Source organism: Scytonema hankhaensis NUACC26 (genome assembly GCF_045865695.1).
Taxonomy (GTDB): Bacteria; Cyanobacteriota; Cyanobacteriia; order Cyanobacteriales; family Nostocaceae; genus Scytonema.
The window spans coordinates 1-14729 of the sequence record NZ_BAACAP010000149.1; the positions used below are offsets into that span (position 1 = coordinate 1).

A 14729-nucleotide genomic window follows, 5' to 3' on the forward strand; every position below is an offset into this window, starting at 1 on the left:
GTTGTACACAACTCTCCCCTGGTATGTGTGCTGGCTTCAAGGCTGGCACTGGTAACGGCCACCACCTCATCAACGAAACAACAGAAGATGTTCTTTACCTCGAAATCGGGGACAGAACACCGGGAGACGAAGGCAGCTATCCCGATGACGACCTTATGGCCAATTTAGAGAATGGCTTATGGAAATTTGTCCACAAAGACGGCACACCATACTAATTTTGTCAAGGTCATAACAAAATACGGATACCGTTGGCGAAATGTTTCATAAGGCTGGAAATACTCATGCCATCGTGGGAATGCCCCAACGAAAGTTTCCAAAAACCACCCTTTTAATGAATTCGCCAACGGGAGCAAATACGTGTAAAATGGGACACGTTATAAAGAAGAATTACAGATCGTATCTTAAAGTTAGTTTGCCACACTTGTCCTTTGAGAGCAAGTATTTTTCTACAAACTTAAGAATATAATTAGAAGCATTACTTTTTGACTCTCACAATACTCTTATCGATCGCAATGCAGCAATCACTAAACAAAGAGTTTTCCCAAGTTCCTATCATTGACGTCAGTGCGCTAGTTTCTGGAAATGGTGACAAATACACAGTAGCGACTCAGATTGGACAAGCATGCCGTGAGTGTGGTTTCTTCTACATTATTGGGCATGGTGTTGATGAAGGACTACAGCAACGTCTGGAACACTTTAGCCGACAGTTCTTTGAACGGGATGTGGAAACTAAACTAGAGATTGGCATGAAAGTTGGTGGTAGAGCATGGCGGGGATATTTCCCTGTGGGAGGCGAATTGACCTCAGGTAAGCCAGACTTGAAGGAAGGTATATATTTTGGTGCAGAACTTGAAGAAAACCATCCACTTGTTAGAGCTAATACTCCAATGCACGGTCGCAATCTTTTTCCATCAAGTGTTCCGCAATTAGGACAGACTGTGCTTGAGTATATGGAAGCGATGACTAAATTAGGGCATAGGTTGATGGCTGGTATTGCTCTTAGCCTGGAGTTAGAAGAATCTTACTTTAGCGATCGCTACACAACAGACCCACTGATATTATTTCGGATTTTTAACTATCCTCCTAACCCGTCACTTTCTGAGGATAAACGTCAGTGGGGTGTGGGGGAACATACTGATTATGGTGTATTAACTATCCTCAAGCAGGATAATGCAGGTGGATTGCAAGTTAGGTCGAAGTCTGGCTGGGTAGATGCGCCACCTGTTCCTAACTCATTTGTATGCAATATTGGAGATATGCTCGATCGCATGACGCGGGGGTTGTATCGCTCGACACCCCATCGCGTACTAAATTTGTCTGGAGGCGATCGTTTGTCGTTTCCCTTCTTCTTCGATCCTAATTTTAATGTTGAAGTAAAACCAATTGAACTGAAAGAAGTGATGGCGATGGATGATAAAAACGAACGCTGGGATAGAGCTAGCGTTCATGCCTTTCGCGGAACTTACGGAGATTACTTGTTAGGTAAGGTGTCTAAAGTGTTTCCGGAGTTACGTCAAACAGTTCTATAGCTTCAAAAATAAGTTAAGATGAAAGAATTGACATCGAAACCACTATTTCTAATCTAAAAACAGACTGCAAACTCAAATGACCCCAGCAGCGATCGCAACACCCAGAAAAGAACTGCCCCTTTTGTTTGAGAAACTGACTTGGAGAGAGTTCAAAGCAGTTGAGCAATTGTTAGACCGCCCAGGATATCGGCTCTCTTTCCTGGATGGTGTTTTGGAGATACGAAGAATACCAGGAGAACCTCACGAAACAGTTAAGAAGAGAATTGCTGCATTGGTAGAAGTGTACTTGCTCATGGCAGGGTTTGACTTTACCCCAACTGGCTCAATGACCTTAGAAAGTGAAGCAGGTGCTGTCAAGCGAGAGGCGGATGAATCCTATAAACTTGCTCCAGGTCGAGTGCGCCCCGATTTGGCGATTGAAGTCGTGTTTACCAGTGGCGGTATCGACAAACTGGAGGCATACAAGCGGCTGAGGATAAAGGAAGTGTGGTTCTGGGAAGATGGTGTGTTAGAAATCTATCACCTGCGGGGTGAGAGCAACGCGCTTCACTATGAAAAGGTTTCCAGCAGTGAGGAAGTGAAAGGGATCGATCTGGATTTGTTGTTACGTTGCATCAATATAGTAAATCATGTGGATGCTATCAAAACCTTTCAGCAGGCACTTCAGAAATAGTTGGGGATAGGCGATCGCACATCCTTAAATTATCTAAAATTGCCGACACTTGAGCGAGTACTGACTAAACTATAATAATAATGTAGACTATCGTTAAGTCTTTATTCTTTTATGACTTTCCAAGAGTTACAAATTAGGTGATTATTTTCGTATACCTGGTATAAGCTCTACAGTTGTGTATAAAAAGGCAAACAGTTCTCATTGCAGTCACAACGCTTTATTGCAACCCATTCGACCTGAAACAACTGTTACACCGCTTACTCCCGCAGAAGTTACCAACTATTTTACAAAAAAGCGAGAGGATATTAAAAGTCTGCTTAAATAAGGGTATCAGGCATTGAGCCGAAATCTTTATTAAATAACGGAATTGTTGTAAAACTGAAATTAAAATGAATGTTGCTGATACGTTCATCTTACGGGCAAAGCAAGGGATTGAGGTTCCCCCGAAAGTTGCTCATCAATTCCGGAATGAGTCGAGTTCGGACGTGAGATTTTTAGTCGTGTCAGTTCCGAAAGCTCATGGCGATCGCATTGAGATATGAAGTTGTACATCAGGCATAATTTGGCGGCAAATATTGAAGCAGCGTATATCGAGCATACTCCCACATCTTCTCAGACAGTACGTGTCCCTGGTTCTCCTCAATAAAGTAAGTAAACTTATCCTCCGCTTCATGCTGCTGATAAGCCTTCCTGATAGTTTCCACAGCTTTCCTGACCTCAACAATTGGACTATGTCTATCCTCTGCACCAAAGTTAAGGTGTAGGGGACGAGGAGCAATAAGCGCTGCAATGTCCGGTGTATCTCCATATCGACTTAAACCAGGGATAATGATAGCGAAACCAGTAATAAGACGAGTCCTTTAAATTGCTGAGTAAGTTGGTAGCGAGCAGTTTCCAACAAGACATTTTAGTCGTGGTTCCCATGGTCCAACAAGCCAGGTGGAGATAGATCGAAGCGAATGACCGTAACAACCTATTGCATCAGCATTTACATCAGACCGCGAGCACAAGTAGTCAATTGCTCTACGCATATCGAGTATGTACTTCCATGCAAGACTCTTCCCGTTAACGAGGTAGCGTAAGAATACAAAGCGCTCAAAATCACCTCCTCGAAGAATCGAATCTTGTCGTTCCTCAAAACATAAAGCATCCGGACAAAGTACAACATATCCTTCGCGTGCTAAGGCAACACCTGTGAAATGTGCTGAGTCACCTATAAGACCAGCAGGCTCACTCTTGCCAATTGTCCAAATATTATTGTGCTGATGCCAGACTGCAATTCCTGGAGCAGGTAACTTAGGCGTTACACCATCAGGAATCAGAACATATGCAGGTACACGCTCTCCAGGTTCGACCTGGTATGTGACTTTTTCTATTCGATACCCATGACGAGCTATTGAGTCTTCTAGCACTGGATCGAGCGGACAAGGTTCGGGCCAGTTTCCTCCCAAACAGCTAAAGAGGTTTTCGCGAAAGTCTTCTGAATCCCTCATCTAAAAGCCTCCGGGAGTGCGGAAACCGTGTAACTCAAGGTACGGGGTGCTGACATAGGTTTTAGCCTCATCTAACTTAATATGTCTACTATGCACCGAAAACATCCAAATCCTGCACCCAAACCATAATGAGTGACAATTACTTCATTAAAACCGCTCAACCCAAGGTCGCAATTCAACTTCCCATGTCCAAGCATTGCGAGGCTGACGCAAAATATTGAGATAAGTTTGAGCAATGGCATCGGGATCGAGAAAGCCATCAGGCTTGTCATCTGGTTCTTGACGAGTAGCAGAACGAATCGAACCATCAATGATGAAATGCGCCACGTGGATATTTTGAGGAGCTAGTTCGCGAGCAATGCTTTGCGCTAAACCTCGCAAGGCAAATTTACCCATCGCAAAAGGTGCAGATCTAGGATAACCTTTGACGCTAGCGGAAGCACCCGTAAAGAAAATAGCTCCTCCACCCAAAGCCAACATACGTTTCGCCGCCGCCTGTGCTACTAAGAAACCTCCATATGCTGTAATCTCCAAGGATTTAGCTACTTCAATTGGATCGAGTTCAATAAGTGGAGCCGCAATTCGCAAGCTAGGATTATAAACAACTACCGTTGGTACTCCCAACTTTTGTTCGACATCACTGAAGAGTTGATTGACCTCATCCGGTTTTGAGGCATCGCAGGCAAAACTAACAGATCCAATCTCCTGGGATAATAGACTCAGCTTATCAATTCGCCGTGCTGCTAAAGCAACTTTTATTCCTTCGGCTGCAAACAGGCGGGCTAAGGACGCACTGAGTCCACTACCAGCGCCAACGATTAATGCGGTAGTTGTCATTTGTTGATTATCTCTCGATTCAAGAATCAATCCAGTTGGTTACTGGATTTTCTACTTTTTGTTACTAGCTATTGTACGGTAACTCTTACCTGAAGAGCGAGATTATTTCACAATAAATCCATATTTTTTGAGTACGCCCTTAGCTTGGTCGCTAGATAGAAACTTGATAAATCCTTTGGCAGCTTCAACATTTTGGCTGCTTTTGAGTATTGCCAGAGGATAAATAATAGGAGAATAATATTTTCCGTCAGTAGCAACAACAACTTTTACTTTGTTGGAGCTTTTTGCATCAGTAGAATAACCGAGACCTGCATCAGCATTACCATTTTCCACTGAGGCTAAGACTTGATTAGCATTTTTTTCATAAACGAATTTAGGCTTGACTTTATCGAGAATGCCTAATTTCTTAAACACATCTTGTGCATACTGACCTGCAGGGACATTTTTGGGATCTCCAATGGCAATTTTCTTAACCTTAGAGTCGGCTAAGGTATAGAAGCTCCTAATGCCAACAGAATTATTTTTAGGTACTATCACAACTAGACGGTTATCTGCCAAGATACCTCGCGTTTTTGGAACTAGCAGCCCTTTTTCTTCTAAACCATCTACTTGCTTTTTACCAGTAGCAATAACAATATCAGATGGTTTACCCTCCTCAATTTGTTTAACTAATGCACCTGAAGCTCCAAAGTTATAAGTAATATTGATATTGGGTTGAGATTGTTGATAGAGCGTTTTAATTTCTTCCAGCGCATCTTTTAAGCTACCAGCAGCAGAGATAGTTAAGTTGTTGCTTGGTTGTGCTACTACAACAGAGGGACTTGTCAATCGAACACTAACTGCCAAAAGCAAGCTAACAGTAGCTGTAGAGAAGAAGCTAAAAATTAGTTTTCTTTTCATATGTTTATTGGAAACACTGGGTAGATCGTCATTCGTCATTTGTAAGGGTTTTATTTTGTTTATTCCTTACATAGTTCGATTTTTTCTCATATATCTACATAGAGCTAGGATTCTCATAGTATGAGAAATAAAATACTTGTACTCGATTGAATTACCGTATTTTAAAAGATAATTGCATAATTTTATCTGAAAGACAAGCATTTTGTTACTGAAATACATATAAGGGTGACTCAAAAACCTCTGCTCTTGAAAGCTAGCAAACGAATGTTACTAATAGTGCTCTATGCAATAAGTAAAATCAGTGTTTCTACGAGCACTTGATTTTACTTATCAGTACCAATAGTGATGCGTAATTTATCTTCTAATCTTGGCTTAAAGCCAATATTTAGAGAGGAAAAAATTCTTCCCCGCCTTATATCTCTACAGACGCGAAGATGAGAAATTACGGCGATTTTGTTAAATCCTTCAGCAGTATTGGAATATCATCTGGAAAACGAGCGATCGAGTCAGCACCGTTAACCGTTAACTCCTGTTCAGTTCCATAACCATAAGTCACGCCAATTGAAGCAATATTATGTTGCTTTGCACCAATGATATCGTGAAAGCGATCGCCCACCATGACTGTAGCAGAGGGTGAAAGGTTCTCTTTCTGTAAGATGTGGTGAATCAAATCACCTTTGCCACTTCGAGTTCCATCTAGTTCACTACCATAAACGCCATCAAACAAAGACGACAAGGCAAAATGCTCGATAATGCGCGTAGCATAGATATAGGGTTTTGAAGTTGCAACAAAAGTTTTATAGCCAGCAGAGCGAATCGTTTGTAAGGTTTCTGGAATTTGAGGATAAAGCAAGTTTTCAAATAACCCAACTGTGGAGAAGCGACTGCGATAAAGTGAAATTGCCCGCTCAAGTAGTTTGTCTTCTGAGGTGTTCAGTAACTGTGAAAAACTATTTTTCAGTGGAGGACCAATACACCAATGTAAGTCATCTTCATCCGGTGGTTTGTAACCCAGTTCAGACAGAGCATACTGAATGCAGCGAGTGATACCAAGTTTGGGATCGGTTAATGTCCCATCTAAATCAAAAAGAACAGAGTAGGAAAGCATTATCATAGATAGACATTTTCAGTTACCGAATGTACATTCGTTTTGATTTTACTTTCTTCCCGCCCTATGAACAAAGTTTTATATTTAGTTAGGCACTGTCAAGCATCAGGACAACAGCCTGATGCTCCACTCACAAAGGAGGGTAAAGTACAAGCCAAGTTACTCGCCGACTTTTTTTCGAGAATTCAGATCGAACGCATTGTCTCTAGTCCTTTTGTCAGAGCGTATCAATCGATCGCACCTCTTGCTGAAAACTTAGGCATTACCATTGACCTTGACGCTCGACTAAGGGAACGAGTATTAAGTACAATAATGCTTCCCGATTGGCTTGAACAACTGCGCCAGACTTTTGAGGATTTCGATTTGTGTTTGATGGGTGGTGAGTCAAGCCGTACCGCAATGCAACGAGCAGTTGCAGTAGTTGATGAAATTTTGCTAAATGATGCTAAGGTCACGCTTATTGTCACCCATGGTAATTTAATGACTTTGCTATTAAAATATTTTAACGAGCAGATAGGTTTTGCTGAGTGGCAGAGTTTGACAAATCCAGACATATATAATGTCGTGATTGGCAAAGGTCATGTAGAAGTTAAGCGTATATGGCATGAATAGTAACTTGCCTCTAGTACTACAACGAGACTTTGACGAAGCAATGAAGATTCTAGGCGCATACTTCCAAATGCATGGAGATCGTTATAGATAGAGCTTTTTGGCATCTCATGTCGGCAATTGCATTAGGTCAAGTTGTAACAATCACTGGCTTAACCAGCATTTATGATAAGTAATTAGATACAATTAATTTCAAGAATGTTTTTGCTTTGCTATGCCCCATGCCCCGTGCCCAGCCTTTATAAGTGTATTTATTTTAGTCTAGTTACTTATGAGACTGTATATTGTAGCTAATCACTTGTATGGAGGTTTAACGTGGATACCATTGCAATCCCTGCTCTGAATCGCCCAGTGAATGCCACAGTAGAAATTCCAGGGTCTAAAAGTATTACCAATCGGGCACTGCTCGTCGCTGCTTTGGCGCAAGGTGACTCTATTTTAGAAAATGCCTTATTTAGCGAAGACAGCAAGTATTTTGCCAAATGTTTAGAAAATTTGGGTATTCCCATTACACTTAATTCTTATCTGTCCCAGATCCAAGTGACAGGAAGAGGGGGCGAAATTCCAGCGACGCAGGCAGATTTATTTGTGGGTTTAGCGGGTACAGCAGCACGGTTTATCTCAGCGTTGGTGGCATTGGGCAACGGTGAGTATCGCCTAGATGGCGTTCCTCGGATGCGGGAACGACCGATGGACGACTTGCTGAAAGTTCTGCAAATGGGCGGAGCAACCGTTAACTTTGAGGGCAACCCTGGTTTTATGCCCTACACTATCTACGCTCAGCAATTCTCCGGCGGGCATTTTCGCTTGAAGGGCAACCAAACTAGTCAGCAGCTTTCGGCATTGCTGATGATTGCACCATTAGCTCAACAGGACACAATCGTTGAGGTTGAAGGTACACTGGTTTCGCAGTCCTACGTTAAAATGACTTGTCGCCTAATGATGGATTTTGGCGTACAGGTGCTGCAAACCGACGAGAATCAATTTCAGATCAAAGCGGGTCAGCGTTATCAGGCTCGAAATTACACTATAGAACCTGATGCGTCGAATGCCTCTTACTTTTTTGCTGCGGCAGCCGTCACAGGTGGAAAGGTGCGGGTTAACCATTTGACAAAACAATCCCGTCAAGGTGATATTCTTTGGCTCAATGTTTTAGAACAGATGGGTTGCCAGATTAATGACTCCCATAATTACACTGAAGTAACAGGACCCAAGCAATTGCAGGGTATCAACATTGACATGAACGATATGTCGGATCTAGTGCAAACGTTAGGAGCGATCGCGCCCTTTGCCAGTTCACCAGTTATCATCCGTAATGTAGAACATATTCGATATAAAGAAACCGAACGCATTCAAGCCGTTGTTACCGAGTTGCGTCGGCTAGGAGTCAAGGTTGAAGAATTTGCAGATGGACTGAAAATTGAGCCAAGCCCGATTACCCCAGCAGCGATTGAAACTTATCACGATCATCGAATGGCGATGGCTTTTGCTGTTACTGGTTTGAAGGTTCCAGGGATTGTTATTAAAGACCCTGGTTGTACAGCAAAGACCTTTCCGGATTACTTTACCCGATTCTTCCAAATGTTAGAACAATAAATTACTGAATGTTATTCAAGTCAAGTATATTTGAACTCTTGATTTTACAAGAGAACGATGAACGATCTCTTTTCCACGGTAGAAAAACCCTTTTTTGCTTCCATCTTGACTACTGTACCAGCTCTGGAGGAGTCTTTTTGCAAGAGGTCTATTCTTGTTGTGACATTAAAGAAGGCAGTTGGTACATAGAGTGGAAGACAGGCACTTTAAAGGTCTCAAAGAGATCCCTCTCACTCTGAGCAATGTAACCTAAAACTCTCATACCTGCGGCAACACCTGCACGCACACCCAAAATGCTATCTTCTACAACAGTGCAAGATGGAGCTTCAAATCCCATATGTTTAGCTGCATACAAGAATAAGTCAGGTGCTGGCTTCCAACTTCCAATTTCATAGGAGCTAAAGATATGCCCTTCAAATCGAGGCAGTAAGTTAGTGACACGCAGTGCTAACTTAATTTTTTCTAGGGGACCACTTGACGCAACGCAAATAGGTAAATCGATTTTGTCTAGAGCCGCCTCTATCCCGTCTACAGGACGCAGTTCACGCTCGAATACCTCAGCAGTACGAGCACGAAGTTGAGTTACAAAATCTAGTGGCATATTTCTCCCAAGCCTTTGTTCCATGACCGCAACACAATCAGCCATTTTACAACCTTTAAATAACAAAACGGCTTCTTCAAGTTCCAGTGCCAGTCCAAACTCTGCCACAAATTCAACAAGAACGCGATTACCTAATGCCTCACTATCTACCAATACTCCGTCACAGTCAAAAATAACCAGTTCTGTTCGCATTTCTTTTTTATAGATAGACATTTTGAGTTACTCGATACACATTCATTTCGATCCCATGATATATAGTGTCTCTCTCATATATCATTCCTAACTTCTTGAGAACTCTTACTGATTTCATATTCTCTCCTTCAACAATACCAAGAATATATGGGAGTTTGAGTTGAGCGAATCCATATCGCAAAGCTGCTGTCGCCGCTTCCGTTGCCAGACCTCTACCCCAGAACCTTGGATCGAGTCGATAGCCAATTTCTTTTTCTGCTTGATTATCAATTTCTTCAACTGCTATTCCACAATAGCCAATCAACTCATTGCTTTCTTTAAAGATAACAGCCCATTTACCAAAACCATATTTTGTATAGGAAGCAATGAAACTTGCTATTTTTTCCTGTGTTTGCAAAGGTGAAAGGGTACCTGCTAAAGAAAATTTCATGACTTGTGGGTTGGCAAGTATCGGTGCGATCTGCTGAAAGTCTTCTAGTTGAAATTCTCTGAGAATGAGGCGTTGTGTCTCTAGTTTCATTGTTTTTGTTTGTCGCTTGAAACTGTCGGTTGGGCGTCGTTCGTTTCCACTACAGTACGGTTGCCTGGAAAGCTTGGCAGATCTGCATCAATATAAGCCCACGGCACTGCGCGATCGCTCCAAATTTGATATGTTGGTTTAACTAGTGTTGGATCGTCTAGGCTTCCAGCTTTGATCCAAACAAACTCTGGCTTAGCAAAGGCTCTAGTAAATAAGGGTGAACCGCACTCCGGGCAAAATTCACGAGCGATCGTGTTGCCACTACCCGCAGTTTTTGTGTAGCTCTTAACGTGACCTGTGATAACACGGAGCTTCAGTGCATCAACCTTAATCCCAATATTAAAAGCGCTACCTGTGGTTTTCCTGCAATCATTACAATGACAGTAGTTCGCTAATCTCAGTTCACCACTGTATTCATATCTAACGAATCCGCATAGGCATCCACCAGTCACACAATCATTCATAAGTTTTTTCTCAGATCTCAAGGCTTGTTTCCTGGGGAATAGGTCATGAATTGGCAGTAATCTTTACATTTTCCGACAGATCTATCGATTAAGTCAAGTTCAAGCGATCCCTTGTAGATTCGAGGCATGGGTTACAAGGAAGAGTACCGCAGCTACAATCAGTACAGATTGTTTCATCAAACTTTTATACGTGATTAGCAGATTAACACAATTGGCACAAGTTCCATAAGAGTAGATATTATGTAAGTGGGCGACACTGCCAATGTGTTTTGTTTGCAGTAAGGATTAAACCAGCATGTATCAATGTTGGCATTTATTCCGCCAAGAACATCAGAATGTAGTCCATCTCCAACCATTAAGATCGAATCTCGGTCGCTCTCTGGGTACAGTTCAAACACTACGTCAAATATCCGCTTATCAGGTTTTGCATAACCGTAATCCTGAGTTGCTATAACTTTGTCAATCAGTAGAGACAGAGGTGAGTTTTTGACTCGTCGATGGTGTATATGAGAGAAACCATTGGTCAATATTACTATCGTACAATGTTGTTTAAGAGCCTTACAGACATCGTTTGCTTCCTCAATTAAATAGGAAAATTGACCAATAATATCCAAATAATGAGCATTAAAATATTTGATATTTACCCCTATATTATCAAGAGCAAAAAATCGTTTGAAGCGTTCTATATAGAGTATAGAACGTGATATTTTTCCAGATTCAAAATCACTCCAAAGCTCCATATTTATTGAATCGAATTCTTCAAAGTAAGTAGGTCGAAGGAAAGGAATTTGAAAATAGGAGAGTGTGATACTGAATGCTTCCCGAGCACATCGCTTATAATCGAAGAGGGTTTCGTCTGAATCAAAAAGGATAAGTTTATACTTCATAAATACAGAGTTGAAATACCTTATTTCAAATAAACTAAAACTTATATGGCAGTCCCATTTGAGTTATAAAAATTATTAACTGTCAAGACGCAAAGAGCGCGAAGAAAAGAGAGAAGAGAGAATTTTACCAATGATTTAGGATTGCTACAGTAAAATTTATACACTCTTTGTTACCTTAAACTCCGGTTGTCAACGGGTTTGCTTTCTGCTAGGAACTGCCCTAAATGTCAGTCCATTCAAGAGGCACTTCCAACGGTTTGGAGAATAGACCTAGGCGTGAAAAAGATGTAAGGGCGCAAGGCATTGCGCCCCTACCAGGACTTTTGGGTAATGCATAATTAATTTCTGGAGATGTCTAATACATCGATAGGACACAGAATTCACAAGAGTTTAAAACTGCTTCCATACCTTCCAAAACTGTGGGTGATTTTCATTGAAAGAACTCTCCTCTATAATTCAAGCCAATACTCAACTTCATCAAAAGTGCTCAAACAATGTCGGTTTTATCAAAACTTATCCAGTATTATGCGAAAAGAGGGCAAAAGTTTGAAAAGGTTTATCTAAAATCTGAAAGACAGCAAGATTTCGCGTATCCTAAATCGCGGCTTTGTAACCTCCTCACAAATCATCAAATTTTTACTTTGTCGTTAATAATTGTATCTTTTTTAACCGCTTGTTCTTCACCAAAGCCTGAATCTTCCGCAACGAAAGAATCGACTCCTGGAGCCTCAAGCAGCAACAACGATACATTACGATTGCTTTACTGGCAAGCTCCAACTATTCTAAATCCACATCTATCTCAAGGAATTAAGGACTTTCATGCTAGCAGAGTTACTTATGAACCTCTGGCTAGTTATGACAAAGAAGGCAAATTAATTCCCTTTTTAGCAGCACAAATCCCCACTTTAGAGAATGGCAGACTGGCTAAGGATGGTAAGTCTGTCATTTGGAAACTTAAGCAGGGTATTAAGTGGTCGGATGGACAGCCTTTGACAGCACAAGATGTGGTATTTACTTACAAATTTCTCTCCAATCCAGCTGTAGGTGCGACTACGACTGCTTATTATGAAGCTGTTAAAAACGTCGAAGCTATTGACGACCAAACTGTTAAAATCATTTTTAAAGATGTCAATCCTGCTTGGTCGTTGCCTTTCATTGGTCAAAGTGGGGCTATTTTACCACGTCATATCTTCGAGAAATACAGTGGATCTAACGCTAGGGAAGCTCCTGCTAATTTGCTTCCTGTCGGTTCTGGTCCCTACCGAGTGGTACAATTTAAGCCCGGAGACATTGTTATTTATGAAGCCAATCCTTTGTTTCGAGAAACTAACCAGCCTTTATTTAAACGAGTAGAACTTAAGGGAGGTGGTGACGCCACTTCGGCGGCGAGATCTGTGCTTCAGACTGGTGATAGTGACTTTGCTTGGAACCTCTTAGTGGAAGCTCCGATCCTTAAACAATTGGAAGCAGGAGGTAAAGGTAAGGTAGACATCATCTTTGGAGGTTTGGCAGAACGTATTTTTCTTAACCAAACCGATCCCAACAAAGCAACGAAAGATGGCGAACGCTCTAGCCTTCAGTTTCCCCATCCTTTCTTTAGCGATAAGAGAGTGCGCCAAGCTTTTAACTTTGCTGTCGATCGCGATACTATTACCCGGCAATTATATGGTCTAACTGGTCGTGCAACCTCCAATACTTTGGTTGGACCGGATATTTATAATTCACCTAATACAAAATACGAATTTAATCTGAAAAAAGCCTCTGCTTTATTAGATGAAGCTGGATGGAAAGATACTAATAACAACGGTATTCGGGACAAAAATGGCATAGAAATGAAGGTTGTTTTCCAAACAGGAGTCAATCCATTGCGACAAAAGACTCAAGAAATTATCAAACAAGCATTAACATCTATTGGTGTAAACGTAGAACTCAAAAGTATAGATCCAAGTATTTACTTCTCTGGCGATCCTTCCAACCCAGACACGGCTTCTCGTTTCCAAGCCGATATGCAAATGTTGACGAATGGGAATGAAAATACTGACCCTGGTGCTTATATGAAGGGATGGACTTGTGCTGAAATTCCTCAGAAAAAAAACAATTGGTCGCGTGGCAACTCTTCACGCTATTGCAATCCCGAATATGACAAGCTTTGGCAACAATCCAGTACAGAGCTAAATCCAAAAAAACGCCAACAGCTTTTTATTCAAATGAACGATTTACTGATTAAAGATGCGATTGTGATTCCTTTAGTTATAAAAGCTAGAGTAAGTGGCATTAGCAATAGGCTGACTGGTGTAGATTTAACTCCATGGGATGCCGATACTTGGAATATTAAAGACTGGCGAAGAAAGTGAATGGCTTACCTCGACAGTCGCGGATCTAAAGCATCTCTTAAACCATCACCTATAAAATTGATACTTAGTACCGTGAGAAATATTGCTGTACCTGGGAAAAGAACCATGTAAGGAGCAAATTCTAGAAAGTTTTGTCCATCATAAAGCATTCGTCCCCAAGTTGGTATGTCTGGTGGAAAACCAAGACCAAAAAAGCTGAGGGTCGATTCGGTAATAATTGCATTGCTAACCGACAGCGTAGCAGCAACCAGTACCGGACTGATAACATTTGGCAGAATGTGAATCCAGATCAGTCGTTGGGGACTTGCGCCAAGCGCCCGTGCAGCTGTAACGAAATCCATTTCCCTTACCGTTAAAAAACCAGAGCGGACTAATCTTGCTACAGCCATCCAGTTGAGTCCACCGATAACCAGGACAACTAGCACAAATATACCCAGTTCTTGACCTGCGATCGCTTTAATTGTATCCCGGAACAAAAAGATTACCAGTAATAACAGTGGTAGTCGCGGTAACGCTAGGCATAAGTCAGTGAAGCGCATCAGCATCATATCTAGTAAGCCGCCATAAAAGCCAGAGATTGCGCCAATAAGTATGCCTAGAAAGATCGCAACTAACATAGAAAAAATTCCCACTGCAATTGATATCCGTCCGCCGTACAACATCCTTGCTAGAATATCTTGACCCAAATCGTTAGTTCCAAATGGATGTTCCCAACTTGGAGGAAGGGAGGATTGAGCAAAGTCAATTTTGTTGATAGGTGTAGCATACACAAGTGGACCAAAGAGGATGGTACACACTATTATCAACAGCACGACACTGCCAAAGAGCGCTTGGCGATTGCGACAAAATTTCTGCCAGACCTCTTGTATGAGGGTTTTTTGTCCAAAAGGAGTTATCTGTTCTACTACGGGGTAGGTTGTAACTTCTGGCTCTTCTGAAGCCTGATTCGGCGATCGCTTTAACATA

At 41.7% G+C, this 14729-nt stretch carries 17 protein-coding genes; 7 read left to right on the forward strand and 10 right to left on the reverse strand.

All coding sequences use genetic code 11. The annotated features are described in order from the left end of the window. The 4 genes from ACKTT2_RS10460 to ACKTT2_RS10475 form a co-directional block, all read left to right on the forward strand. On the forward strand, positions 1–215 hold a 215-nt coding region (locus ACKTT2_RS10460; RefSeq protein WP_500691382.1), incomplete at its 5' end, for a cupin domain-containing protein. Positions 216–512: 297 nt separating this feature from the next. Beyond that, positions 513–1529 carry an isopenicillin N synthase family dioxygenase gene (locus ACKTT2_RS10465; RefSeq protein ID WP_407886410.1) on the forward strand — a complete coding sequence of 339 codons (1017 nt, stop codon included), beginning with the start codon at positions 513–515 and terminating at the stop codon, positions 1527–1529. Between the two features lie 76 nt (positions 1530–1605). Beyond that, positions 1606–2202 carry a Uma2 family endonuclease gene (locus ACKTT2_RS10470; RefSeq protein WP_407886412.1) on the forward strand — a complete coding sequence of 199 codons (597 nt, stop codon included), beginning with the start codon at positions 1606–1608 and terminating at the stop codon, positions 2200–2202. A 389-nt stretch (positions 2203–2591) separates the two neighbouring features. Beyond that, on the forward strand, positions 2592–2744 hold the full coding sequence (locus tag ACKTT2_RS10475; protein WP_407886414.1) for a hypothetical protein: 153 nt from the start codon (positions 2592–2594) through the stop codon (positions 2742–2744). Positions 2745–2753: 9 nt separating this feature from the next. Here the strand turns inward: ACKTT2_RS10475 and ACKTT2_RS52320 are convergent, their stop codons facing one another. The 5 genes from ACKTT2_RS52320 to ACKTT2_RS10500 form a co-directional block, all read right to left on the reverse strand. Then, positions 2754–3050, reverse strand: coding sequence for an alpha/beta hydrolase family protein (locus ACKTT2_RS52320; protein ID WP_500691383.1), 297 nt, complete (start codon positions 3048–3050; stop codon positions 2754–2756). A gap of 12 nt (positions 3051–3062) precedes the next feature. Further along, entirely contained in the window at positions 3063–3695 is a 633-nt protein-coding gene (locus ACKTT2_RS10485) for a dienelactone hydrolase family protein (RefSeq protein WP_407886418.1), read from the reverse strand. Between the two features lie 147 nt (positions 3696–3842). Beyond that, positions 3843–4532, reverse strand: coding sequence for an SDR family NAD(P)-dependent oxidoreductase (locus ACKTT2_RS10490; RefSeq protein WP_407886420.1), 690 nt, complete (start codon positions 4530–4532; stop codon positions 3843–3845). Positions 4533–4634: 102 nt separating this feature from the next. Beyond that, on the reverse strand, positions 4635–5432 hold the full coding sequence (gene modA / locus ACKTT2_RS10495; protein WP_407886422.1) for a molybdate ABC transporter substrate-binding protein: 798 nt from the start codon (positions 5430–5432) through the stop codon (positions 4635–4637). A 442-nt stretch (positions 5433–5874) separates the two neighbouring features. Then, on the reverse strand, positions 5875–6546 hold the full coding sequence (locus ACKTT2_RS10500) for an HAD family hydrolase (protein WP_407886424.1): 672 nt from the start codon (positions 6544–6546) through the stop codon (positions 5875–5877). 60 nt (positions 6547–6606) lie between these two features. Here ACKTT2_RS10500 and ACKTT2_RS10505 point away from each other — a divergent pair, with 60 nt between their 5' ends. Together ACKTT2_RS10505 and aroA are read left to right on the forward strand one after the other, a co-directional pair. Continuing rightward, complete coding sequence (locus tag ACKTT2_RS10505; RefSeq protein ID WP_407886426.1) at positions 6607–7152, forward strand: histidine phosphatase family protein; 546 nt, start codon at positions 6607–6609, stop codon at positions 7150–7152. 312 nt (positions 7153–7464) lie between these two features. After that, on the forward strand, positions 7465–8745 hold the full coding sequence (gene aroA / locus ACKTT2_RS10510; protein WP_407886427.1) for a 3-phosphoshikimate 1-carboxyvinyltransferase: 1281 nt from the start codon (positions 7465–7467) through the stop codon (positions 8743–8745). A gap of 148 nt (positions 8746–8893) precedes the next feature. On the opposite strand, the gene ACKTT2_RS10515 is transcribed toward aroA, so the two are convergent. The 4 genes from ACKTT2_RS10515 to ACKTT2_RS10530 form a co-directional block, all read right to left on the reverse strand. Next, positions 8894–9559 (reverse strand): HAD family hydrolase, encoded by a 666-nt coding sequence (locus ACKTT2_RS10515; protein ID WP_407886429.1) that lies wholly within the window; start codon positions 9557–9559, stop codon positions 8894–8896. Continuing rightward, entirely contained in the window at positions 9546–10058 is a 513-nt protein-coding gene (locus ACKTT2_RS10520; RefSeq protein WP_407886431.1) for a GNAT family N-acetyltransferase, read from the reverse strand. The genes ACKTT2_RS10515 and ACKTT2_RS10520 overlap by 14 nt, the downstream gene beginning before the upstream one ends. After that, on the reverse strand, positions 10055–10522 hold the full coding sequence (locus ACKTT2_RS10525; protein ID WP_407886433.1) for a GFA family protein: 468 nt from the start codon (positions 10520–10522) through the stop codon (positions 10055–10057). Before ACKTT2_RS10525 ends, ACKTT2_RS10520 begins: the two co-directional genes overlap by 4 nt. 194 nt (positions 10523–10716) lie before the next feature. Then, positions 10717–11409 carry a YjjG family noncanonical pyrimidine nucleotidase gene (locus ACKTT2_RS10530; protein ID WP_407886435.1) on the reverse strand — a complete coding sequence of 231 codons (693 nt, stop codon included), beginning with the start codon at positions 11407–11409 and terminating at the stop codon, positions 10717–10719. 494 nt (positions 11410–11903) lie between these two features. Between ACKTT2_RS10530 and ACKTT2_RS10535 the strand changes: the two genes are divergently transcribed. Continuing rightward, positions 11904–13763 (forward strand): peptide ABC transporter substrate-binding protein, encoded by a 1860-nt coding sequence (locus ACKTT2_RS10535; protein WP_407886438.1) that lies wholly within the window; start codon positions 11904–11906, stop codon positions 13761–13763. Between the two features lie 5 nt (positions 13764–13768). Here the strand turns inward: ACKTT2_RS10535 and ACKTT2_RS10540 are convergent, their stop codons facing one another. Beyond that, entirely contained in the window at positions 13769–14728 is a 960-nt protein-coding gene (locus ACKTT2_RS10540; RefSeq protein ID WP_407886440.1) for an ABC transporter permease, read from the reverse strand. Position 14729 lies beyond the last annotated feature (1 nt).